Raw genomic sequence first — 22,152 nt, 5'->3', positions numbered from 1 at the left:
CCGTTCGCGGCCGAGAGCTGCCGGCGCTACGTCCCGGCAGGCTGCCGCTTCTCGGCGCTGACCTTGTCGTGCACGGCCTTGAGCGCGGAGACGTAGATCTCGGAGAACGTGGGGAACGGCTGGATGGTGTCGCGCAGCACGTCCAGCGGAATCCGGGCGCGGATGGCGAGCGTCGCCTGCTGGAGCCATTCGCCCGCCTCGGGGCCGAGCGCGTAGGCGCCGGTGAGCACGCGGCCGTCGCTGAGCAGCGTGAGGAACCCGTTGGAGTCGGCGTAGGCGCGGGTGTAGGTGGCGGTCTTGGCCACCTCGGACAGCGGCACGGTGGCGCTGAACAGCGCATCCTGGGCGCCGACCGCCGCCGCCTGCGGATCGGTGAACACGACGCTCGGCACGGCCCGGTAGTCCACTTCGCGGGGCGTGCCGAGGATGTTGTCCGCGACGACCTCGCCCTGGTACTTGCCGGCGTGGGTCAGCATCCATTGGCCGGTCGCGTCGCCCACGACCCAGATGCCCTCCGCGGCGCGCAGGTTCCGGTCAACGGGGATGCCGTGCTCGTCCGCGCGCACTCCGACCGTCTCCAAGCCGATGTCGTGCACGCGGGGGCGCCTGCCTGTGGCGACGAGCAGCTTGTCGCCGCGCACTTCCCGCCCGTCGTCGAGGCTGAGGACGTAGTCCCCGTCATCTTGCCGAGCGCCGGTCGTCCCCGGGCCGAGCACCAGCTCGATCCCGTCGCGGCGCAGGACCTCGCCGAGCGCATCACCGAGAGGCGCGGGCTGGCGCGGCAGCACACGCCGGCCTCGTCCGGTCAGCACGACCTCGCCGCCCAGCCGTCGCACGGCCTGGGCCATCTCCACCCCGACCGGCCCGGCACCGAGCACGACCAGCCGCCGCGGGACGGCCTTCATGCCGGTCACCTCGCGGTTCGTCCACAGTCCCGGCAGCTCCCGCAGCCCGGGAACAGGCGGGATGAAGGAGGATGCGCCGGTGGCCACGACGATGTGCTCGGCCCGGTAGCGGACCCCGGCCACCTCGACGCACCCCGGTCCGGCGAGCCGGCCGGCTCCGCGTAGCAGGTCGATGCCGTGGTCGGCGAGCCAACGCTCCTGTCCCGCATCCGAGTAGTCGGACACCATGTAGTCGCGCCACGCGAGAGCCTGCTCGACATCGACCTTCGCGGTGGCGGCAGCCTCCCGCGCGCCCTGGACCGCCTCGCCTGGACGCAGCAGCGTCTTCGACGGGACGCAGGCCCAGTAGGAGCATTCGCCGCCGACCAGTTCCGGTTCCACGAGCGCGACCCGTAGGCCGCCCTCTGCCAGAGCGCCGGCGCAGTGCTCTCCGGGTGAGCCGCCGCCCATCACGATGACGTCGTAGGTGCTGTCCACACTCTGCCCTTCTGCTTGCCCCCTGTCGGCAGTCCGCTCCCGGCCTGTTCACCGAGCCTCGGCGCAGCCCGCTCGAACCGCAGACCCGACCAGCCTCGTACAGACGACCGCGGCCCGCATCCGGAAGAGGCTGACCTCGGCGTTCACGCCGAATCGCCGGTGCGCGTGCTCGGCGGCCAGTGGGCGGGCGTCCAGTCTCCCGAGGGGTCGGTGGTCTGCCCCACCTCGATCAGGTGGCCGTCGGGATCGCGCATGTAGCAGCGGATCTCGTACTGGTGCTGCTTCGGCGGCGTGAGGAACTGGGCACCCTGGCCGCTCCACTCCGCGTAGATGGCGTGGATGTCCCTGACCCGGATGTTGAGGAAGCTGCTGACCCGGTCGGGATCGGGCGGCGTCTCCAGGACGACCGACGGCTTGTCGTCGGTCGGGCCTCCGCCGACGTTGATGATGATCCAGGTGTTCGCGAGTGCGACGTAGGTCAGCCCGCCCGGGCCGGAGTAGACCAGCCGGCCGCCGAGCACTTCGGTGTAGAAGCGCCGAGAGCGCTCGACATCGCTCGAGACGATGAAGTGGGCGAGTACGATTCCCTCCGGCGGTGACGGAAGTTCGGCCATCAGGTGCCTCCATTCGTCGGTCTGATAATCCGATCACGCCCAGGCCGCAGGCGGGTGCGGCATGATCGGCGTTCGGCGTCGGTGGAAGAGTGCCCCTTCAAGCAGCCGGCGATTCACGGCATCACCCTCCTGGCAGCCGGATCGGACCGGCACCAGCCCGCTGTCCGGCACACCGATCGGCCGACGTGCAGTGCTGCCGATCACCTCCAGGTGTTGACTGAGGGCGAGCAGGCGCGCGCCGTGCAGGTCGCATCGGCGGCGCCGGAGGAGAGGCGGACATCGGCCATCCTGTGCGTTCCGACATCGTCCCCGGTGGGAGCCACGGACGACGGTCTCGCGCTGCGAGGCTCGGGGGATGAGCCGGCGGTCGCCCAGGTCAGTGTCCTAACCCTGATCAGCGGCCTGTCGAAGTATCCGGAGTCGAGCGACGCGCGTTTGTGACGGCGGTCTTCCGGCGACTGGAGAAGCCTACGGTTTTCCGTTGTCATGGCGGACAATGGGTCCCGCAAGGTCTCACCAGGTCCGCCGCCTTTGCCCGCCGTGACGCCGATCAGGAGAATCCGTGTACGACTCGACTGCGACCCGCTGGAACTCAGGGGTCTCGGCGAACACGCTGTTCGCCAGGACTATGACCTATGTCGCCGGCACCGCTGCGCTCTTCGCCGTGGGCGCCTACCTCGGCCGTCAGATGGCGCCGGGGGCCGGGATCATCGCGTTCATCGCCGCCTTCGTCTGCCTGATCGCGATGCGTTTCACCTCCGTCCGCTCCCCGCACACCACCACCGTCCTGCTGGCCGCCTTCGGCATGTTCCTCGGCGTGGCCGTCGCCCCGACGCTGCTCTACTACGCGTCGAGCGACCCGCAGACGCTGTGGCGCGCCGGCGGGGCGACGGCGCTGTTCGTCGCCGCGCTCGGTTCGGCGGGCTACGCCACCGAGCGGGATCTGTCGGCCCTGGCCCGCACGTGCTTCTGGGCCCTGCTCGCGCTGCTGATCTTCGGCGTCGTGACGATGTTCGCGCGGATCCCGCACGCCTCGATGATCTACAGCATCCTCGGGCTGCTCGTGTTCGCGGGCTTCACCGTCATCGACTTCCAGCGCCTGCGCCGCTCGCGCCAGAACGCCTCGGCGCAGCTGATCGCGGCCTCGATCTTCCTGGACATCCTCAACGTGTTCCTGTTCTTCCTGAGCATCTTCGGCGGTGGCGGCCGCAGGAACTGACGGGCCGTCACGGCGCGGTGACCTCCGCGAGGTCGCGAAGGATCTCGGACGCGGTCACCGGATCCATCGACGAGAGCGGGATCCCGCCCGTCTTGGGCGCGTAGTGGTACCACTGCGCACCGGCGGTGTCGGTGATCCAGACGGCCCGGAAGGACTGGTCGGGGCACTCGCTGATGGCGCCGATCCACAGGCCCGGGTCGAGGTCGACGATGATCTTGTGGCCGCTCGGCAGGTCCCGTATGACGTGGGCCTGCACGCCGCCGTCGGCGGGCGGGCTGCGGTGCCAGCCGCGCCGCTCCAGACCCAGCACCTTGGGTGCCGGGACACTCACTCCGGTGAAGCGGGCGAGCTGCGTCGCGACGGCCTCCTCCGCGGTGAGGGCGAAGATCGGGCGGCCGAGTTGGGCGAAGGGCTGGAGGATCTCGTAGTCGGCGAACAGCTCCGACCAGCCGGCGAGGTCGTCGCCGAGGTCGAGCGGGTGCGCGATGCCGACCTGGGCGCCGTCTGGGAGGGTGAAGGGCTCGTCGGCCACGTCGGCGAAACTCAGGTCCTCGGCGACGCGGAAGGCGCCGCGAAGCGTGCCGTCCGCGGCGAAGTCGCCCCAGACCAGGCGGCGCACGATGTGGCGCAACAGCGGGTGGCGCACGAAGTATGCACGGAAGTCCTCGACGGTCCAGCTGCGGCGCGTGCACATCGCCAGTTCCAGGCGGCCGATCTGATCCGAGGCCAGCGTGCGGACATCCTTCTTCAGACCGCTGAACTGCTGCGCGGCGGCCGGCGCGAGCTCCGGGTCGTCCTTGGCCCCGGGCTTCGGCAGGGCTTTGAGCCGCTTGCCTGCCTCGTCGGTGACGTAGGGCTTGAGCTGCTCGTCGAAGCCGACGACGAAGCGGCGCGAGCCGAAGTCCAGTGTCAGCGTGCCGTCCGCGTCCAGGCCGAGGTCCGGGACGAGACGGTCGCCGAGTTCGTCGGCGGTCAGCCCGAGCTCGTCGGCGATGTCCTGGACCCGGGCCGCCGCCTGTTCCCGCAGACCCTTGAACTTCGCCTTCTGCGCGATCCGGTACAGGTGCATCAGGGCCGTGTTACCGCCGATCGCGGTGAGCACGTCCAGACCTGCCACGGCGCGCGAATGGCCGCCGTCGCCGGGCCACTGCCGGATCAGCGGCGAGAGCCGGCGCACCGCCTCGTCGTCGCCGTACCAACGCAGCGCGTCCAGCGGGAAGCCCTGCTTCGACGGGTAATCCGCCAGCTGCCAGTTCTGGAACAGGGCCCAGACGAACTCGGTCAGCGAGCGCCGGTCGCAGGCCTCATCGACCTGCGCGAGGCCCGCGTAGGGCTGCTCCGGGGTGGAGACGGTGAGCATCTGGACGAACGCGAGGACGGCGTCCGGCGGCAGTGCCAGTTCACGCCCCTCGAGCAGGATCTGCGGCAGCACCGAAGGGCCGGCCCAGACCGGCACCTCCGGCATGACTTTGGGCAGGCGGAGAGTGCCGTCGTCGGCGAGCAGGACCTCGACGGCTCGCGCGGCCTCGGCGCCGTACGGCTCGGCGGCGGCCAGCACGGCCGCGGCGAAGCCGGAGGCCGCGAGCATCCGCAACGCCGACTCGGCGGCGCGACGGCCCGGGCCGGCCTTGCCCGTCGCCGCCGGGACCAGGGCTCGGGCCGCTGTGTCGGGATGCCGCTTGAGCCAGGCCTGCGCGATCGGACGGACGGTCTTGAGTCTCGCGTACCAGTCGGCCATCGCGGTGGCCACCTCGGCGGTGGCGAAAGGCATGAGCCACTGGGCGCACTCGGCCGGATTCTGCTGGGCCTTCTTCAGGGCGACGGGGAGCGCGTCGAGTTCGTAGCGGGCGAGGGCGAACGGGAGCCACGTCCAGTGACCCCACGTGGGCGGCGCCATCACCGGGAGCAGCGGACGGACCAGCCCCTCCGGCGCCTTGACCACGAAATAGGCGTCGGCGTACCAGCTACCGCCGTTGCCGCCCCCGGCGATCGAGTCCGCGATCTGCGGGAAGTCGCGGGTCTTGTGGTGGGCGTAGACCGGCACCCGGTCCACCGACCACTTCTCGCGCTCGCCTTCCTGCCAGGCGACGACCGGCTCCGCCTGCTGGGTCAGGCCACTGATGACAACGGGCTTCGGCGCGTTGCGGCCGCTCAGCCACGGCGGCGCGGCGAGCAGGGGCGGCAGGTCGCCGGGTGCGACGTCGGGCAGCCTCGTGGTCGCTTCGAGCAGGCTCTCGACGCGCGTCCGCGCCGTCGGGCTCAGCGAGGAAAGAGTTCTCTTCGCCACGTCGGCGTTCGCGAGGGTGTGCAGGCGCAGCAGGGCCGTAACGGTGTTCTGCTTCGGTGAATCGGAGCCTGCGGCCTCGGCGAGCATGCGCACGGCGCGCTGCGGGTAGCGGCGGGAAGCGGCGAGGACGGCGGAAGCGGTGTGCCTGTGTTCGATGCGGTCCAGCAGAGCTCTGAAGGCGGCGTCGGTGGGCGTCTCGGCGATCCGGGACAGGATCTGCTGGCGCTGGTCGAGGTCATGGCTGTCGCCGTACCAGGCCAGCAGGACCGGCAGGAGGTCCGGGCCGAGAACGGCCCCCATGCTCTCGATCACCTGAGGGCTGCCGTTGACGATCCACCACCACGAGATGACCGGGAAGAGCGCCGTCGCCGTGGCGATATCCGAGACGGCGCACATCAGCAGGCGCGCGGCCAGATGGCCGTTGTGCTGTTGGCCGGCCTGGACCAGCTCCGCGACGTCCTCGGCGACCCAGTCTGTTCGCTCCGGGAAGAGGAACGAGGTGAGGCAGCGCTGGACCCGGCCGCCGAAGGCTCCGGCCGAGTCCGCCTGCGCGCGGACCCGGGCCGCGACCTCTCGCGCCGTAGTGTGGTCCTGCTCGGGCACGGCGGCCAGGTGCTCCCTCAGCCGGGACGCGAGATGGAACCGCTCCGGCTTCTGCCAGGATTCCTGCTCGCCCGCCACCAGCGTCACGGGCTCGGCAGGCCGTCTCACCGGGACCTGCGTGCGCACGAGTTCGACCACCGCCTCCACGGCGAACGCCGGCCCCCGCTCGCCCACCCAGGCGTCGACGATCGCCCGCCGCGGCAGCTCGTTCAGCCCGCTGTCGATGATGAGCGCCGCGACGATCGCGGCCCCGGCCGGAGTGGTCGTGCCGAGTTCCCCGAATCCTGCAGCCTGCATGTGACGGACGAGCCCGGCATCGCTGCCCGACGCGCCGACGGCCTCAGCGGCGGAGCCCGCCACGGCCTCCCACATCCGTCGCAGCTGCCCCGCCGCATCCTGGACCGTCGCCACCACGGCCGCTCCGTCACCCCGTCGCGGTATGACGAGGCGGCGCTGTGCCTCCGACGGGTCGAAGACGTCTTCGGCCGCTGTCTCGGCGTGCTGCGCTGTTCCCACTGAGTCGTCCCCTGACACGCAATGGTGATGACTGATCAAGTGGTAGAGACTGTAGCCGGGCCTCCTGACAATGGAGGGCGGTGTTAACGGGTGTATGCGATCGAGCAGCGCGACCTCGCCCCGGCGGGCAAGGCCACAGCGATCGGCGTCAGCACCCAGATGCCCGTCAACGAGGACGGGTCCACCGACTACCCACGCGGAGACTTCCGCAGCGGGCTGGTCTACGGCATCGACCACGCGTAGCCGTTCGACGGCTTCGCATCGATGCCGGTGTCGATATCCCCATGGGGCCGGGGCCCGCCCGCCCGATGGATCGCGCGATGCTCTTCGCCGAATTCGGCGCGGACCAGGCCGCGAGCAGCGTTGACGGAGTGCGGGCCGCGCGCCCGTGGTGGTCGGAGTCCGAGATCGCGATCGAGGCCGAGGCTGCCGGACAGCGGGACGTGCCGGCCACCTCGACGAGTTCCTGGAGGCGTGCCTGCGAAGCCGCTGAGCCGGCCGCGGCTCGGCGTCCTGTCGGTCAGGGCCCTGATCAGTAGCGTCGGCGCCCCGGCGGCAGGGCCTCGACGTGGTAGGACCGGGTGTCGCCAGCCGCCGCGAGCTGCGCGATGCGGGCCGCCGCGAGCTCGACGGAGTCGAACTTGTAGGCGTTCGACCTGACGAAAGTGACTCCGTCGGCCCCGAACGAGCGGCCCCAGAACCCACCTGTGTCTGTCGCGATGATGAAGCTCGTGGAGTCCATGGGACCACTCTAGGGGCTCGATGACGATCAGGCCCAGCACACATCGTCCTGAACTGCGCGGAGAGTTTCCGGGCGGTCCGCCCCGCGAAGGGTTGCGGCTTGTCAGGCGGCGCGCAGTCGCGCCAGGGCCTCGGCGAGGAGGATCTCGGCGTCCGCGTCGCTGCGGCGCTCGCGCACGTAGGCGAGGTGGGTCTTGTACGGCTCGACGGTCAGGGCGGGCGGCGGGTTGCCCTGGTCCTGGCCCGCGGGCTGACCGCAGCGGTGGCAGTCCCAGACCTCCGGGACGGCCGCGGTGACGGCGAACTGCGGCCGCGTCGCGTGGCCGGTGGCGCACCAGAACGTGACGGTGACGCGCTCGATGAGGTCACCGCGCTCGGACTCGCCCAGCGGGCCGGAACCGATCCTGCTTCCGCGCAGCGCGCTGCTTCGTGGCATGGCCGGAACCTCCAAAAGGAATGGCCGGCCTGGTGGCCGACGCGCACTGCGTCGTTCCGCCAGGAGAGCCGGGTTCGGCGCGCATCGCGGGCAACTTCTTGACACTACTGCGCCGGCGGCCCCAGTCGATCACGAAACGGCATCGCTCGCGGCTCGTTCCGCCTACCCGCGTCCCAGGTTTGCCGTCTCGCGTCTCCACTGCGCTACCGCCCGGCGCGACTCGCTCACGCTCACCACACCGCGGTGTGCCCGGCCGGGTTCGCCGCGCCGGCGTCGGCTTCCGCCACGCGCAGGCGGATACCGCGCGCAGCGATCGCCCTCAGCACCGCGGGGTCCGCGCTCGTGTCGGTGACGAGCTCGTCCACGGCCGTCAGGTCGGCGACGTGCGCGCCGAGGCGCTGGCCGATCTTCGAACCGTCGGCGAGCACGACGACCCGGCGGGCCCGCTCGATCATCACGGCATTGATATGGGCCTCGGCCTCGTTGTGCGTGGACAGGCCCGTCTCGTCGATTCCGTCCACGCCCATGAACACCGTGTCCACGGTGACGCCGCCGAAGGTGCGCTCGGCCCACGGCCCGACCAGTTCCGAGGACGCGGAACGGGCCACCCCGCCGGTCACCACGAGCTTCACCCGGGGCCGGTCGACCAGCACGCCCGCGATGTTCAGCGCGTTGGTGACCACGGTCAGCTCGGAGCGGGTCGCCAGCAGTCTGGCCAGCTCCCAGGTCGTGGTGCCGCCGTTGACGGCCAGCACCTGCGGGCCCGCGGGCAGGCAGCGCAGCGCCGCGCGCGCGATCGCCTGCTTGGCGCTCTGGCCACGGGCTTCGCGGTAGCGCACCGGCACCTCATGGGCGGGCTTGGCGCAGCTCATGGCTCCGCCGCGGGTGCGTACCAGCAGGTTCTGCTCGTCGAGCAGGGTCAGGTCGCGGCGCACGGTCGCGACCGACACGCCCAGGTCGTCGGCGACGCCGGCGACGTCGAGGGTGCCGCCGCCGGCCAGCCGCTCCAGGATCGCGGTCACCCGCTGCGAGCGGTGCATGGAGACGGCGCGGGCATTGTGAGTTCGAGGCATCGGATTCTCCCGGATTCGACGGCTCGGCGCGGGGTGGGCCCGGGCGCGGCCGTCGTCTTACGACAGGCTCGTCGGCCTGCGGATAAGGCGGTGTCGGGAGATCGTCAGGCGGTGCCGGCCGAGCCGGAGCCGGGCGCACCGAGGCCGGGCGAACCACCGCGGGAACGCCGTCTGCGGACGGCCGTCGGGGCGGTCGAGGTGAAACCGAGTGCTGCGGCATCGAGGAGGCGCATGCCGGACTCCACTGTGCTTGCGGGCACGACCCCGCCTCGGAATCCGTCTGCGGTCCTGGCGACTCGGTCCGGGCTCGCGGCTGTGGCCGCATACCGGATGGGCGTACCTCTACTGCCGCGTTGCACCGCGACAGGCGGAACTCTACCCATTTCGTCCAGGGCTTGCCAAACAGGCGGCGGCGCCCGGCGCGGTCGAAACGCGCAACGGGACTGAGCGAAACGGGGGTCGATCTTGTTCCGGCCCCGGTGGCCGTGTTCACAATGACGCCACCCCCCGTCCTATCCGCCTACCTCGACGTTGAGGAGACCGATCCGTGCCAAGCAGACCGTTCAAGGCCGTTTCCCTGGCCACCGTCATGTTCGCGGGATCTCTGACCGCCGGCTGCTCCTCCGCTGCGGGCTCGGCCACCTTGGATACGAGCAAGCCCGTGACGATCACGGTCTGGACCGGCCAGGACATCGCCCCCGAGAAGGTGCTCGAAGGCCTGGCCAAGCAGTTCCACACGCTGCATCCGAACGTGACGATCGACATCTACCCGGGCGCGCCCACCACCGACGCGCTGCTGCCCAAGCTGACCGCCGCCTTCACCAGCGGCGACTACCCGGACGTCTCGTACACCTTCGGCTCCTGGGCCACCGAGCTGCAGCAGTCCGGCCGCGCGCTCGACCTGACCGACAAGGTGAAGGACCCCTCGGTCGCGTGGGACGAGTTCCCGCCCGCGGCGCGGCAGACCGCCACGCCGAACGGCGAGGTCATCGGCTTCCCCGCGGTCGTGGACAACCTGGCCCTGATGTACAACAAGAAGCTGTTCGCGGCGGCCGGCCTGCCCGACCCGACCGACACCTGGACCTGGGACCAGTTCCGGGCCGCGGCGAAGGCGCTGACCAACCCGGCGAAGAACATCTACGGCACCGCCTACTCCGTCTCCGGGACCGAGGACACCACCTGGCACTTCTGGCCGCTGCTGTGGCAGAAGGGCGGCAGCATCCTGACGCCGGACGACAAGAAGGCCGCCTTCGACTCCCCGGCCGGCGTCTCGGCGCTCACCTTCCTGCAGCAGATGGCCGTCGACGACAAGTCCGTCTACCTCTCGCAGGATGACGACAAGTACGCGGACCTGTTCAAGTCCGGGCTCATCGGCATGATCATGAGCGGCCCGTGGCAGCTGTCCGACAACGTCTCGGCCGGCCTCGACTACGGGGTGACCTACCTGCCCTCCTTCAACGGCACGAGCCACCAGACCATCTCCGGCCCGGACCTGTGGACGGTGTTCGACCACCACGACGCCGACCGTTCCTACTGGTCCTACCAGTTCACCGAGTGGCTCACCTCCGCCGCCGTCGACCCGCAGTTCAACCTGGCCACCGGAAACCTGCCGCTGCGCAGCAGCGAGGAGTCGAGCCCCGCGTTCGCCACCTTCGCCAAGCAGTACCCGGGTGCCGAGACCCTCGAGAAGAACCTGCAGAACGCCACCACGGCCCGTCCGACCGTCCCCGGCTACACCGGCCTCTCGCAGGCCGTCGCCACGGCGATCGCCGAGGTGCTGCAGGGCAAGAGCACTCCGCAGCAGGCTCTCGACCAGGCGGCCGCGCAGGCGAACACCGCGCTGGCGCAGGGCGACTGAGGCCGTGCCATGAAAAACAGCCTCCTCATCTCCGATCACGAGAAGTCCGCGCGGGCCGAGCGCCGCGGAAACGACGTGCGCGTCCCGGACCGCGACGAGCGACCCGGACGCGTCTACACCCGGCGCCGCCGGCGGCTGGTGGCGAACCTGACCGGCTGGTCGTTCGCCGCTCCGGCCACCCTGGTGATCCTCGGACTCACCCTGTTCCCGGCCGGCTGGGCGTTCCTGATCTCGCGTGAGCACTGGGACGGATTCAGCCCGGCGCGGCAGATCGGCTGGGCGAACTACTCGAACATGATGCAGGACCCGGACTTCCGGGGCGCCGTGGACCACACGGTGATGTTCACCGTGCTCTACGTGCCGGTGGTGCTCGTGTTCGGCATGTTCATCGCCGTGGCGCTCAACCGGAAGATCCGCTTCATCTCGTTCTACCGCACCGCCCTGTTCGTGCCGATGGTCGTCTCCGCGGCGGCCACCGGCATCCTGGCGAACTTCGTGTTCGACCCGCAGTTCGGTCTCGCGAACAACGTGCTGCGCGTGCTGCACGTCTCGAAGCAGGGCTTCCTGACCGACCCGCACGAGGTCATGTGGGTCATCGCGGTGATCTACCTGTGGAGCGACCTGGCCTTCTCCGTGATCGTCTACCTCGCCGCCCTGCAGGACATCCCGCAGGACTGCATGGAGGCGGCCCGGATGGACGGGGCCAACTCCTGGCAGCAGTTCCGGCACGTCATCCTGCCCAGCCTGGCGCCGGTCACGGTGTTCGTCGGGATCTGGGAGACGATCTCGGTGCTGCAGATCTTCGAACTCGTACTCACCACGACGCACGGCGGCCCGCTGGGCGCGAGCCAGACCGTCGTCTACTTCATCTACAACGAGGCGTTCAACCTCTCCCGGTACGGCTACGGCTCGGCGGCCGCCTACGCGCTGTTCGGCGCGACGCTGATCCTCACGCTCGGCGCGTTCGCGTACTCCCGGCGTAGCAAGATCGAGGCGTTCTGATGGCCGACACCACCGTGACCACCGCCAAGCCCCGCGCGGCGGGCGCTCGGAAGAAGCGCCGTTTCAGCCGGTGGCATCTGCTGCTCATGCCGTTGTCGCTGCTGTTCATGCTGCCGCTGGTGCAGATGCTGCTCACCTCGTTCACCGCCAACGGCGAGATCAACCGCTTCCCGCCGCGCTTCCTGCCGACCTCGCTGCACATCAGCGGCTACGTGCGGCTGTTCCAGGACGCGCCGGTGGCGCGCTGGATGCTCAACTCGCTGATCGTCTCGGGCGTGGCGATCGTCAGCCACGTGGTGCTGTGCTCGCTGGGCGGCTACGCCTACGCGCGGCTCTCCTTCCGCGGCCGGGGCGTGGCGTTCATGGCGCTGCTGGCCACGATCATGATCCCGACTCAGATGCTGATGATCCCGACCTACTTCATGTTCTCGAAGCTGGGTCTGATCAACACCCTGGGCTCCGCGTTCGTGCCCTTCCTCGCCTCGGCCTTCGGCGTCTTCCTGATGCGGCAGTTCTTCCTGTCGCTGCCCAAGGAGCTGGAGGAGGCCGGCCGGCTCGACGGGCTGAGCACGCTGGGCGTGCTGGTGCGCATCGTGCTCCCGCTGGCCCGCCCGGCGCTCGCCACCCTGGCCGTGTTCACCCTGCTCAACTCGTGGAACGACCTGCTGTGGCCGCTGATCTCGATCGACGACCCGAACAAGTTCACCATCCAGCTGGGCCTGATCAACTTCCAGGGCGCGCACCACGTCGACTGGCAGGAGCTGATGGCCTGCAACGTGGTGGCCACCGCGCCGCTGATCCTGGCCTTCCTCTTCGCGCAACGGCAGTTCGTGGCGACCATGAGCATGTCCGGCCTCAAGGGCTGAGCAGCCCGTGCGCCACCCCTCGACCCTTCCCCTCACCGCACATCGAAAGAGATCTGGCGTGATCCGCATTGCCTTCGTCGGCGCCGGCTCGGTGGTCTTCACCCGGCAGCTGTTGCACGACATCCTCTCGTTCCCGGAGCTCGCCGACTGCGCGATCGCCCTGCACGACATCGACCCCGAGCGCCTCGAGGTCGCGGTCGCGCTCGCCGCGCAGGCCGCCGAGACCCTCGGCGCGAACCCGACCGTGACCTCCAGCGTCGACCGCCGCGAGGCGCTGGCCGGCGCCGACGTCGTGGTCAACATGGTCGCCGTCGGCGGGCACGACGCGACCGTCACCGACTTCACCGTTCCGGCGGCCGCCGGGCTGCGCCAGACCATCGGCGACACCCTCGGCGTGGGCGGGATCTTCCGCGCGCTGCGCACCTTCCCGCTGCTCGAGGCCCTCGCCGCGGACATGCTCGAGGTCTGCCCGCAGGCGTGGCTGCTCAACTACACCAACCCGATGGCGATGAACATCCAGTACCTCGCCGCCGTCGCGCCCGACCTGAAGGTCGCCGGGCTGTGCCACTCGGTCTACTGGACCGTGCGCGGCCTGTGCGAGATCGTCGACGTCCCGCACGAGGAGGTCGACTACCTCTCGGCGGGCGTCAACCACCAGGCGTGGATCCTGCGCTGGCAGCACCAGGGCCGCGATCTCTACCCGGCCCTGGACGCCGCGATCGCCGCGGACGGCGAGCTCGCCCGGCGCGTGCGCGTGGACATGTACCGGCGGCTCGGCTACTACCCGACCGAGACCAGCGAGCACTCGAGCGAGTACGTGCCCTGGTACCTCAAGCACGGCAGCGAGATCGACCGGCTGCGCATCCCGGTCGACGACTACGTCGGGATCAGCGCGGAGAACCTGGCCGAGTACGCGGCGCTGCGGGCCGGGCTCGCCGCCGACGGCGCGCTGCCCGAGACCTGGGACGCGGAGGACGCCGCCGAGTACGCCCCGCAGGTGATCCACAGCCTGGCCACCGGCACCCAGCGCACCATCCAGGTGACCACGCTTAACACCGGGCTCATCACCAACCTGCCGATGGGCGCCGCCGTGGAGGTCCCGGCCACCGTGGACCGGCTCGGCATCCACCCGCACCACGTCGGGGCGCTGCCGGCGCAGCTGGCCGCGGCGAACCGGCACTTCCTCAACGTCGTCGAGCTCGTCGTCGCCGCGGCCGTGGAGGGCGACCCGGAGCACATCCGGCACGCCGCCATGGCGGACCCCGCCACCGCGGCCGTCCTCACCGTCGACGAGATCTGGAGCCTGTGCGACGCGATGGTCGCCGCGCACGGCGACGCTCTGCCCGCGTCCCTGCGCCGCACCCCGGTCGCCGCGGAAGGGGCCAAGGCGCGCAGATCCTGACGGGTCGAGAGCTCGGCGGAGATCTTCCCGCCCAGGCTGCGGACCGGTTACGCCGGTCCGCAGCCCGTGCTGTACCCGAATGAAAATTAGTGGGCAGATTTCTTCAACCGTTTCCCACCAGTCTCGTCTCTGGCTGTGAGCGCGTACGGTGCGATGCACCACAGCGCTCTGGGAAAGACACAATCAGAGGTTGGGGAGATCTCGATCATGTTCAGTACACGCACCCCTCGTTCCCGGTCCCACCGCGTCGTCGCCGTCTGCGCGCTTTCGGCGGCCGCACTCGTGAGCGCGGCGGCCTGCAGCAGTGCCCAGACCACGCCGGCCGCCCTCGGGACGGGCCACACCTCGCCGGCTTCGAGCCCGTCGACCGGCGTGACGGCTTCGCCCGCGGCGACCGTCTCGTCTGCGGCGAGCGTCTCGCCCGCGGCGACCACGGTCTCGCCCGCGGCGACCACGGTCTCGCCCGCGGCGACCGTCTCGTCCACGGGCACCGGGTGCGCGACCGCAAAGGGGTATCTCGCGGGTTCGTCGATCACCGTCTGCCCGGCGGCGGCACCGGTGGGAGCGGTCGTGCACCTCACCATCAAGGGGTGCGCCCGGGTTGATCCGGCCGAGGGGCTGCCGAAGATGGCCGCCGCCAGCGTCTCCTTCCTCGGCCCCGGAAGCTGGCTCGGCACCAACGGCGGCGGCGGCGCCAACGTGCCCTTCACCCCGCGGACCGGCTCGACCCAGGCGACGGCGACGTTCACCGTTCCCGCCACCTACCGGGGCGGGAACGCGAAGGGTGGGGCCTACCCGACCGAGAAGACGAAGCCCGGCACCGACTACACCTTCTCGACCGACCCGTCCGGGTGGTGCAACGTCCACTTCACCGTGACCGCTTCTTAGCTCACGGAGCTCTGGGCCGGGCCGGGCCGTATCCGGACGGGCCCTACGCGAGATGCACGTTCACGCCGGCGCCGCGGATGCGATCAAGCTCCGCGGCGTCGGCGTTCGCGTCGGTGACGAGGTCGTCCACCTGGGTCAGTTCGGCGACGGCCGCGGAAGTGGCCTTCCCGATCTTCGTGCCGTCCGCGACGACGATCACCCGGTTCGCTCGCGCGATCATGGCCGCCGTGGCCCGCGCCTCGGCCTCGTCGTGCGTCGTCACCCCGTGTTCCGCGCTCACGCCGTCGGCGCCGAGCACCGCTGTGGCCAGGGTGAAGAGGTTGAACGTGCCTTGGGAGAGCGGGCCGACCGCCTGCAGCGAGTGGGAGCGCACGAGCCCGCCGGTGATGATCACTCGGACCTTCGACCAGGTGCACGCCTCCACGGCGAGCGGTAGCGCGTTGGTGATGACGGTGAGCCCGGTGCGGTGGCGCAGGGCCCGGATCACCTCGGCTGTGGTCGTGCCGCCGCAGACGGCCACGGTGTGCGGCTCCCCGGCCGGGATCAGCCGCGCGGCGGCTCGGGCGATCGCCTGCTTGGTCTCGCTCGTCTGAGCGGAGCGCAGCCGAACCGGGATCTGCACGCTCCCGCCCTCTCCGGCCCGCACGCCCCCGTGCGTGCGCACGACGAGCCGCTCGTCCTCGAGAACCACCAGGTCGCGCCGCAGCGTGGCCTTGGACACGCCCAGTTCGGCGACGAGCTCGTCCAGCGTCAGCGGGGCCTGCTGGGCGCGGTCGGCCAGCAGCGCGAGCAGCTTGCGCATCCGCTCGACGCGCTTGCGGCCGGCGATGCGCGGCGTCGTGTGCGTGTGGAGTGGCTGCACGCCTGCCGCTCCCTTCGCTCGGGCCCGGGTCCTGCTGCTTCCTCCAGCGTAAACGCCCCATCCGTACGCGCCCTCTGGAAACGGTCGGCGCGTCGGATGGGGCGTTTTACGTGGGAGGTCGGGGCTGCCTGAGGCGGGTCAGGCCCCCGGCGCGGGGAGCGGTGGAAGCGCGGCGCCGTGCGCCTTCATCGCGCACAGCGCTGAACCCACGGCCGGGCCGTGGATCGGCGTGCGCAGTTCGAATTCGGGTCCGGCGGCCTGCAGGGCCCGGGTGAAGGCGGCGCGGAAGGCCGGAGCGGAGAACATTCCACCGGAGTAGGACACGGCCACCGGCTCGCCCTCGCGGTAGCCGAGGCTGCTGCGACAGGCCGAGATCAGCTCGACCAGTTCGACACCGGCGCGCTCCAGGATCGCCAGGGCTGCCGCGTCGCCGGCGTCCGCCGCCTCCACCACGGTCACCGAGAGACGCGCGACCACGGCCCGCTGACCAGCCCAGCGGTCCACGACCGTGCCGACCAGGTCGAGGTCGCTGGTGATCCCGACCTTGGCGGCGATCAGGGCGTGCAGCGGCCCGCGGGGTGTACGTCCGTCGCTCATCCGGCTGAACGCGTTCAGGCCCTGAACGGCGACCCAGTAGGCGGAGCCTTCGTCTCCGAACAGTTCGCTCCAGCCGCCGGCCCGATGCGCCACGCCGCGCCGCTCGCCGTAAGCGATCGACCCGGTGCCGGCGACGACGTTGATCCCGTCCTGACCGGCGAACGCCCCGGCCCATCCGCCCACCATGTCGTTGTCCACGGTGAAGCGGTCGTGCCCCAGCAGGCGGCGCACGATCTCGCGCACCAGCGGCATGTCGGCGCTGATCTCGCCGAAGCCCGGCAGGCCGAAGAACGCGTGGTCGAGCTCGGCCGGAGTGATGCCGGCCGCGGCGGTGACCCCCGCGAGGCCGGCGGACAGCACCCGCTCGAGCAGTTCGATCCCCGCGGCGAAGTAGTAGCAGCTCGGACCGGCCATCTCGGCGACGGTCCGGCCGTCGCCGTCGAGCACCACGTACGCGGTCTTCGAGCCGCCGCCGTCGACGCCCAGGAAGTAGCCGCCGGTCATCGACGGCCGTCCAAGGCGGCTACGGGACTCGCCGCATTGTTCAACGAGTGGATGATCACGCCCTTGACGACCCGGTTCACGTCTCCGTTCGGGAACGGGTTGTCCGGGGTCAGCTGGAGCGCGGCCGAACAGCAGAGGGCGAAGAACTGCGCGAAGACGACGAACGCGACCGCGTGGAGCGCATCGTCGTTGACCTCTGCGAGGCCGGGCAGGGTCCAGTGCGACTCGGCGGTCACCCGGGCGTCGGCCCGGCCGGCCGAGACAGTCAGGACCCTGTCCTGCCCGACTGAGGCGCGCAGCTCCTGCACGATGTCGTCGTCGTAGGCGCGGCTGTAGGAGCCGGCGGACTCGTAGACGACGGCGAGGGAGTGCGCGTCGAGCACGGCCTTGGGCCCGTGCCGGAAGCCCAGAGACGAGTCGTGATAGGCGACTACCTGACCGGCGGTCAGCTCGAGCATCTTGAGCGCCGATTCGCGGGCCAGCCCGGTCAACGGGCCACCGCCGAGGAAGACCACGCGCTGCGGGACGGTGGCAGCGAGCCGGGCGATCGAATCCTGCTGTTCGAGCAGAGCCTCGGCCGCGGCGGCGAGCGCGTCGACCGCGGATTCGTCGTCGCCGCCGAGGGCGAGCAGCACCGCCAGCAGCATCGAGGTGAAGCTGGAGGTCATGGCGAAGCCGGTGTCGTTCGACCGCTCCGGCATGAGCAGGACGAAGGAGTCCTCACGGGGCTCGTGGGCCCGGTTCAGAGCGCCGTCGGCGTTGCAGGTGATGATCAGGTGGCGGACCTCGCCCAGCAGCTGGTCGGCGAGGTCGGTGGCCGCCTTGCTCTCCGGCGAGTCGCCGGACCGGGCGAAGGAGACCAACAGCGTCGGCACGTCCTGCGGCAGGTGGGCCTCGGGGTGCGAGACCAGATCCGTGGTGGCGACCGCCTCGACCCGGCGGCTGAGCCGCGAGCCGAGCGAGGGCGCGGCGATCTGCCCGATGAACGCGGAAGTCCCCGCGCCCGTAAGGACGATGCGAAGGTTCTCCCGAGCGAGCGACGGCGCCAGGAAGGCGTCGAGCGCGGCCCGGCTCTTCCGGATGGTCTGTGCGGCCTCGCGCCAGACATCAGGCTGCTGCAAGATCTCCCGGTACGTGGCCGTCTCGGAAATCAGGGCCTTGAGCGATGCTGTGTCAGACATGGACGACTTCCCCCGCGTTGGTCTCAATGGTCTGTTCGATAGAAGCTTCGCCGCAGGCGCCGCCCGCCGCCAACGCGTAGCCGCGGAGGACGTCGCGCACCTTGTCGACGGCCAGTTCGTGCGGCGTCGCGGCGAGTTTCCCCTCGCGCACGCGCACGAACTGCTCGGGCAGGTACTGGCTCACCAGCGGCAGCGGAATCTCGAGCGCGGAGAGGTTCGCCATGAGACGCGCCACGGCGGCTTCGACCTCCGGGTCCGGCCAGTAGTAGCGCAGCCGGTCGCTGTAGCTGTAACGGCGGCCGATCCGCTGAGCCGCCGCCGTGCCGGGGTAGTAGCCCTCCCAGTACCCGGGGCGCGCGATCATCACCTGCTCGACCACCTCCGCCAGGTTCGAGCACAGGTCGGCGGGCAGCAGTTCGTCCTCGATCCGGGCGAGGGCGAACAGCGCTTCGCGCAGCGCGAAGGTGAGGCCCGGCCCGACCTTGAGGATCGCCCAGTGATCCTCGACCAGCTCGGCCAGGGCCGCGGAGGTCTGGTAATCGGTGGAATGCGCCTCGAAGACGAGGTGCGGCTCGTCTTCGAGGACGGTGCGGAGCTCGCGTGTGCCGACGCGCTCGTAGTCGATGACCTGGAGGTGGTCGAACTCGACCGCCGGCTGCACGACCAGGGCCGCGACGCGCGGCCAGACGTGGTCGAGGCCTACGGCGGCGAAGGCGGCGCGGTGGCACGCGAGGGTGTGGCGGGCGGCGGAGGCGGGCGTCGCGGTGAGCCGGCCGAGCGTCTCGTGGGCGCCGCCGGGCACCGGCACCTCGGTGCCGATGACGTAGGAGAGGGAGTCGGTGGTGCCGAGGCGCGCGGCGGCCTCCTCGGCGACGCGCAGCAGCCGGGCCGCGCGAGCCGCCACGACCTCGTCGCCCGGGGGCTCGGGGTCCCCGGCGCACGACATGCTGCAATCGAGGTGGATCTTCGTGTAGCCCGCGGCGACGTACGCGGCGACCAGTTCCTCGGCGAGCGCGAGCGCCTCCTCGGCCGGCCGGTCGCGCCAGCGGTTGGGGCCGAGGTGATCCCCGCCCAGCACCACGCGCGAACGCGGCAGCCCGTGCCGGTCGGCCATGCCCAGGACCAGTTCGCGGAAGTCCGCGGGCGTCAGCCCGGTGTACCCGCCGAACTGGTCGACCTGGTTCGAGGTGGCCTCGACGAGCAGATATCCGCCGTCGGCCAGCGTCTGGCGGATCGCCGCCTCCAGGACCAGCGGGTGCGCCGAGCACACCGAGTACACGCCGGCGTTCGCACCGGCCTTGTGCCGTTGGATCGTCTCGCGCAGATGGTTCGCCATGGATCAGTTCGTTTCTTCTCTCCGCCCGCGGGCGGGCAGCGAGCGGTACGAGCCGCCCGGCGCCCGCCCGGGGAAGCCTCCGATGAGTGGTCTCATCCTCTAGAGGCGCGGCCGGTCGATCAACGACTGGCACGGAAACGAGCACGAACCTTGCGCGGTTCGCCGGTCACTCCTCGACCGGCGTTTCGGGCTTCATCTCGAACGAGGCCTGCAGCTTCGGCGGCCGAGTGCCGAGGTTCTCCCTGATCTTGCGGTCCCAGGGCGCCATGATCAGGCTCTTGGTCTCCTCGAGCATCGACTTGGGTTCCAGGTTCCGGTAGCTCTCGACCTCGCCGGCGGCGACCGCCGTCAGCGTGGCATAGACCGGCTCCGGGTCGAACTGCGCGCGCGGGAAGGCGAGCTTCGCGTAGTCGAACAGCCGCTCCGACGCGTCGTCCTCCCAGCTGGCCCAGGTCTGGAACATGCGGTCGTTGAACCCGGTGAGGAACGGGCCCGGGTTGACCGTGGCGACTTCGATGCCGAACTCCTGCAGCTCGTCGGCCATGGACTCGGCGATGGCCTCGATCGCGTGCTTGGACGCGGAGTAGACGCCGGTGAACGGGTTCACGTTCAGGCCCTCGCGCGAGGAGACCCAGACGATGCGCCCCTCGCCCCGCTTGACCATCTGCTTGGCGATGCCCTGAGTCAACGCGAGCGGTCCGACCACGTTCACCTCGAACTGGTGGCGGACGTTCTCCGCCGGGACGTCCACGGTCGAGCCCCCCTCGCCCACGCCCGCGTTGTTCACCAGGATCTCCACGTCCCAGCCGAGCGCCTTCGCGCGGTCGCCGGGATTCGTCACGTCCAGCTTCTCGACCCGCAGGTCGACCTTCCGCTCGGCGGCCTGCCGCTTGAGCGTCTGCACCTGGCCCCAGATCTCGACCGCCGCGATGACCTCGAAACCCTTCTCGGCCAAGCGCATCGCCGCTTCGTATCCGAACCCGGTCCCCGCTCCGGTGATCAAGACGCGCTTCATGTCCGTCCGCCTCCAGACTTCTCGTCCTTACGCGTTCTCCGGGTAGACCGGCTGCCACATCGCGTCGTGCACGCTCTGCACCCAGTCGTCCGACGCGACCGTGGCGACGCCGTCGGCCACCGCGGCCTCGGCCACCGCGACCGCGACCGTCGCCGAGGACGCCCGCAGGTTCTCGACCGGCGGCACCAGGGGGGCACCGGGCTTGCTCATGTTGACCTGGCCGGCCACCGCCTCGGACGCGGCCAGCAGCATCGCGGCCGTCACGCGGGAGGCGCCGGACACGATGGTGCCCAGCCCCAGCCCGGGGTAGACGAGCGCGTTGTTCGCCTGCCCGATCCGGTAGGTGACCCCGTCGTACTCGACCGGCTCGACCGGGATGCCGACGGCGACCAGCGCCTTGCCGAGGGACCAGGCGATGACGTCCGCGGGCATCGCCTCGATCTGCGAGGTCGGGTTGGAGATCGGGAAGATCACCGGCCGCTCCACCCCGGCGCTCATCGTCTCGACGACGTTCCGGTCGAACGCGCCGTGCACCGTGGAGGTGCCGAGCAGAACGGTGGGCTTGACCTTCCGCACGGCCTCGAGCAGCTCGATCTTCTCGCCCGCGCCCTTCCAGCCGCGCACCTCGTCGGGCTTGCGCGCGTACGGGCGCTGGAAGTCGCGCAGGTCCTTCATGTCGCTGGTGAGCAGCCCCTGCTTGTCGATCAGCCACACCTGCGAGGCGGCCTGTTCCGGCGTGGCGCCGTCGCGCACCATGGCGTCGCGGATCTGGTCGGCGATGCCCACGCCGGCGGTGCCCGCGCCGAACACCACCAGCCGCTGATCCCGCATCCGCACGCCGCTCGCCTTGACCGCGGAGAACAGGGCCGCGAGCGTGATCGCGCCGGTGCCCTGCAGGTCGTCGTTGAAGATGCGGTACCGGTCGCCGTAGGTGGTCAGAATGCGCCGCGCGTTGCCCGGACCGAAGTCCTCGAAGTGCAGCAGCGCCTTCGGAAACGCGGCCGAGGTGGACCGCAGGTACTTCTCGATGAACGCGTCGTAGTCCTTCCCGCGCACGCGGGCGTGCCGGTTGCCGAGGTAGAGCGGGTCGTTGAGCAGCGTCTCGTTGTCGGTGCCGACGTCGAGCGAGACCGCGATCACGCGGCGCGGATCGATGCCGGCGGCGGCCGTGTACACGGCCAGCTTCCCGACGGCGATCTCCACGCCGCCGACACCCCAGTCGCCGATGCCGAGGATCTCCTCCGCGTCGCTGCACACGATCAGATCGACGTCGTCCGGCCCGAGCTCGAGCGTGCCGAACGCCTGCTCGATGTCGTCGGGCCGGTCGATCGACAGGAACAGCCCGCCCGGCCGCCGGTACTCGCGCGAGAACTGCTCGATCGCCTCGCCGACCGTGGGGTCGTAGACGATCGGCATCATCTCGGCCAGGTGGTCGCCGAGCACTTTGTAGTAGAGGACCTCGTTGCGATCGTGCAACTGCTCCATGTAGACGTTCTTCGCGAGGTTGCTGCCCTGCGCCTGGTACTGCCGGTAGGCCAGCTTCGCCTGCTCCTCGAGGGTCAGCACCCCCGAGGGCAGCCGGCCGGTGAGCCCGAGCTGGCCGCGCTCGGCCTCGGTGAACGCGACACCGCGGTTGACGAACGGGTCCTCCAGGACCGCCGGAGCCGCGGGGATGCGGCCTGGTTTATCGGTCACGTTCCTCGTCCTCCTTCGCTGTCGGAGCGCAGAGCGCGTCCGACCGGCTGCTGCCGAATCACGACACCCGTCGAT

Annotated in this window: 21 protein-coding genes; 8 read left to right on the top strand and 13 right to left on the bottom strand. The window is 70.6% G+C overall.

What is annotated here, in order from left to right; all coding sequences use genetic code 11:
* Nucleotides 1-26 precede the first annotated feature (26 nt).
* Both ACTRO_RS15165 and ACTRO_RS15160 read right to left on the bottom strand, forming a co-directional pair.
* The gene (locus tag ACTRO_RS15165; protein WP_211244260.1) at nucleotides 27-1,382 is read right to left on the bottom strand and encodes a dihydrolipoyl dehydrogenase family protein; all 1,356 of its coding nucleotides are present in this window, start codon (nucleotides 1,380-1,382) and stop codon (nucleotides 27-29) included.
* 143 nt (nucleotides 1,383-1,525) lie between these two features.
* Nucleotides 1,526-1,996: a VOC family protein gene (locus tag ACTRO_RS15160; protein ID WP_051450870.1), complete on the bottom strand. Its 471-nt coding sequence runs from the start codon at nucleotides 1,994-1,996 to the stop codon at nucleotides 1,526-1,528.
* Nucleotides 1,997-2,558: 562 nt separating this feature from the next.
* On the opposite strand from ACTRO_RS15160, the gene ACTRO_RS15150 reads away from it, so the two are divergent.
* Nucleotides 2,559-3,215 (top strand): Bax inhibitor-1/YccA family protein, encoded by a 657-nt coding sequence (locus tag ACTRO_RS15150; protein ID WP_034263698.1) that lies wholly within the window; start codon nucleotides 2,559-2,561, stop codon nucleotides 3,213-3,215.
* A gap of 7 nt (nucleotides 3,216-3,222) precedes the next feature.
* On the opposite strand, the gene ACTRO_RS15145 is transcribed toward ACTRO_RS15150, so the two are convergent.
* Complete coding sequence (locus ACTRO_RS15145) at nucleotides 3,223-6,621, bottom strand: DUF4132 domain-containing protein (protein WP_034263696.1); 3,399 nt, start codon at nucleotides 6,619-6,621, stop codon at nucleotides 3,223-3,225.
* A gap of 90 nt (nucleotides 6,622-6,711) precedes the next feature.
* Between ACTRO_RS15145 and ACTRO_RS47215 the strand changes: the two genes are divergently transcribed.
* Together ACTRO_RS47215 and ACTRO_RS15140 are read left to right on the top strand one after the other, a co-directional pair.
* On the top strand, nucleotides 6,712-6,864 hold the full coding sequence (locus ACTRO_RS47215) for a hypothetical protein (protein ID WP_157436220.1): 153 nt from the start codon (nucleotides 6,712-6,714) through the stop codon (nucleotides 6,862-6,864).
* 77 nt (nucleotides 6,865-6,941) lie between these two features.
* Entirely contained in the window at nucleotides 6,942-7,160 is a 219-nt protein-coding gene (locus ACTRO_RS15140; protein ID WP_157436218.1) for a hypothetical protein, read from the top strand.
* Here the strand turns inward: ACTRO_RS15140 and ACTRO_RS15135 are convergent.
* The 4 genes from ACTRO_RS15135 to ACTRO_RS47210 form a co-directional block, all read right to left on the bottom strand.
* Nucleotides 7,154-7,363 carry a hypothetical protein gene (locus ACTRO_RS15135; protein WP_034263694.1) on the bottom strand — a complete coding sequence of 70 codons (210 nt, stop codon included), beginning with the start codon at nucleotides 7,361-7,363 and terminating at the stop codon, nucleotides 7,154-7,156. The genes ACTRO_RS15140 and ACTRO_RS15135 overlap by 7 nt on opposite strands.
* A gap of 102 nt (nucleotides 7,364-7,465) precedes the next feature.
* Nucleotides 7,466-7,798 carry an RNA polymerase-binding protein RbpA gene (locus ACTRO_RS15130; protein WP_034263693.1) on the bottom strand — a complete coding sequence of 111 codons (333 nt, stop codon included), beginning with the start codon at nucleotides 7,796-7,798 and terminating at the stop codon, nucleotides 7,466-7,468.
* Between the two features lie 230 nt (nucleotides 7,799-8,028).
* The gene (locus ACTRO_RS15125; RefSeq protein ID WP_245594384.1) at nucleotides 8,029-8,871 is read right to left on the bottom strand and encodes a DeoR/GlpR family DNA-binding transcription regulator; all 843 of its coding nucleotides are present in this window, start codon (nucleotides 8,869-8,871) and stop codon (nucleotides 8,029-8,031) included.
* A 104-nt stretch (nucleotides 8,872-8,975) separates the two neighbouring features.
* Nucleotides 8,976-9,131, bottom strand: coding sequence for a hypothetical protein (locus ACTRO_RS47210; protein ID WP_157436216.1), 156 nt, complete (start codon nucleotides 9,129-9,131; stop codon nucleotides 8,976-8,978).
* Between the two features lie 287 nt (nucleotides 9,132-9,418).
* Here ACTRO_RS47210 and ACTRO_RS15120 point away from each other — a divergent pair, with 287 nt between their 5' ends.
* The 5 genes from ACTRO_RS15120 to ACTRO_RS48080 all read left to right on the top strand — a co-directional run bounded on the left by ACTRO_RS15120 (nucleotide 9,419) and on the right by ACTRO_RS48080 (nucleotide 14,887).
* A complete protein-coding gene (locus ACTRO_RS15120) occupies nucleotides 9,419-10,729 on the top strand; it encodes an ABC transporter substrate-binding protein (protein WP_034263691.1) in 1,311 nt (436 codons plus the stop codon).
* Between the two features lie 9 nt (nucleotides 10,730-10,738).
* Nucleotides 10,739-11,731, top strand: coding sequence for a carbohydrate ABC transporter permease (locus ACTRO_RS15115; RefSeq protein ID WP_051450869.1), 993 nt, complete (start codon nucleotides 10,739-10,741; stop codon nucleotides 11,729-11,731).
* A complete protein-coding gene (locus ACTRO_RS15110) occupies nucleotides 11,731-12,597 on the top strand; it encodes a carbohydrate ABC transporter permease (RefSeq protein ID WP_034263690.1) in 867 nt (288 codons plus the stop codon). The genes ACTRO_RS15115 and ACTRO_RS15110 overlap by 1 nt, the downstream gene beginning before the upstream one ends.
* Nucleotides 12,598-12,655: 58 nt before the next feature.
* Nucleotides 12,656-13,999, top strand: coding sequence for an alpha-galactosidase (gene melA, locus ACTRO_RS15105; protein WP_034263688.1), 1,344 nt, complete (start codon nucleotides 12,656-12,658; stop codon nucleotides 13,997-13,999).
* 207 nt (nucleotides 14,000-14,206) lie between these two features.
* Complete coding sequence (locus ACTRO_RS48080) at nucleotides 14,207-14,887, top strand: RodZ family helix-turn-helix domain-containing protein (protein WP_169739902.1); 681 nt, start codon at nucleotides 14,207-14,209, stop codon at nucleotides 14,885-14,887.
* A gap of 43 nt (nucleotides 14,888-14,930) precedes the next feature.
* Here the strand turns inward: ACTRO_RS48080 and ACTRO_RS15090 are convergent, their stop codons facing one another.
* From ACTRO_RS15090 to ACTRO_RS15065, 6 genes are all read right to left on the bottom strand, one after another.
* Complete coding sequence (locus tag ACTRO_RS15090) at nucleotides 14,931-15,749, bottom strand: DeoR/GlpR family DNA-binding transcription regulator (protein ID WP_211244259.1); 819 nt, start codon at nucleotides 15,747-15,749, stop codon at nucleotides 14,931-14,933.
* 138 nt (nucleotides 15,750-15,887) lie between these two features.
* Nucleotides 15,888-16,850, bottom strand: coding sequence for an N-acetylglucosamine kinase (locus ACTRO_RS15085; protein WP_034263681.1), 963 nt, complete (start codon nucleotides 16,848-16,850; stop codon nucleotides 15,888-15,890).
* Entirely contained in the window at nucleotides 16,847-18,031 is a 1,185-nt protein-coding gene (locus tag ACTRO_RS15080; protein WP_051450868.1) for an SIS domain-containing protein, read from the bottom strand. Before ACTRO_RS15080 ends, ACTRO_RS15085 begins: the two co-directional genes overlap by 4 nt.
* Complete coding sequence (locus ACTRO_RS15075) at nucleotides 18,024-19,367, bottom strand: D-tagatose-bisphosphate aldolase, class II, non-catalytic subunit (protein ID WP_051450867.1); 1,344 nt, start codon at nucleotides 19,365-19,367, stop codon at nucleotides 18,024-18,026. The genes ACTRO_RS15080 and ACTRO_RS15075 overlap by 8 nt, the downstream gene beginning before the upstream one ends.
* 166 nt (nucleotides 19,368-19,533) lie before the next feature.
* Nucleotides 19,534-20,382 (bottom strand): SDR family oxidoreductase, encoded by an 849-nt coding sequence (locus ACTRO_RS15070; protein ID WP_034263679.1) that lies wholly within the window; start codon nucleotides 20,380-20,382, stop codon nucleotides 19,534-19,536.
* Nucleotides 20,383-20,409: 27 nt separating this feature from the next.
* Nucleotides 20,410-22,056, bottom strand: a complete 1,647-nt coding sequence (locus tag ACTRO_RS15065) for an oxaloacetate-decarboxylating malate dehydrogenase (RefSeq protein WP_034274959.1) — start codon at nucleotides 22,054-22,056, stop codon at nucleotides 20,410-20,412.
* Between the last annotated feature and the right edge of the window lie 96 nt (nucleotides 22,057-22,152).

This window comes from Actinospica robiniae DSM 44927, from assembly GCF_000504285.1.
In the GTDB taxonomy this organism is placed as follows: Bacteria; Actinomycetota; Actinomycetes; order Streptomycetales; family Catenulisporaceae; genus Actinospica; species Actinospica robiniae.
This window is presented reverse-complemented; position numbering and strand designations above follow the sequence as displayed.

Coding starts and splice junctions, on each gene's coding strand:
- ACTRO_RS15110 (WP_034263690.1), top strand. CDS start 11,731: ATGGCCGACACCACCGTGACCACCGCCAAGCCCCGCGCGGCGGGCGCT.
- ACTRO_RS15085 (WP_034263681.1), bottom strand. CDS start 16,850: ATGACCGGCGGCTACTTCCTGGGCGTCGACGGCGGCGGCTCGAAGACC.
- ACTRO_RS48080 (WP_169739902.1), top strand. CDS start 14,207: ATGTTCAGTACACGCACCCCTCGTTCCCGGTCCCACCGCGTCGTCGCC.
- ACTRO_RS15070 (WP_034263679.1), bottom strand. CDS start 20,382: ATGAAGCGCGTCTTGATCACCGGAGCGGGGACCGGGTTCGGATACGAA.
- ACTRO_RS15075 (WP_051450867.1), bottom strand. CDS start 19,367: ATGGCGAACCATCTGCGCGAGACGATCCAACGGCACAAGGCCGGTGCG.
- ACTRO_RS15130 (WP_034263693.1), bottom strand. CDS start 7,798: ATGCCACGAAGCAGCGCGCTGCGCGGAAGCAGGATCGGTTCCGGCCCG.
- ACTRO_RS15160 (WP_051450870.1), bottom strand. CDS start 1,996: ATGGCCGAACTTCCGTCACCGCCGGAGGGAATCGTACTCGCCCACTTC.
- ACTRO_RS15140 (WP_157436218.1), top strand. CDS start 6,942: ATGCTCTTCGCCGAATTCGGCGCGGACCAGGCCGCGAGCAGCGTTGAC.
- ACTRO_RS15080 (WP_051450868.1), bottom strand. CDS start 18,031: ATGTCTGACACAGCATCGCTCAAGGCCCTGATTTCCGAGACGGCCACG.
- ACTRO_RS15125 (WP_245594384.1), bottom strand. CDS start 8,871: ATGCCTCGAACTCACAATGCCCGCGCCGTCTCCATGCACCGCTCGCAG.
- ACTRO_RS15135 (WP_034263694.1), bottom strand. CDS start 7,363: ATGGACTCCACGAGCTTCATCATCGCGACAGACACAGGTGGGTTCTGG.
- ACTRO_RS15115 (WP_051450869.1), top strand. CDS start 10,739: ATGAAAAACAGCCTCCTCATCTCCGATCACGAGAAGTCCGCGCGGGCC.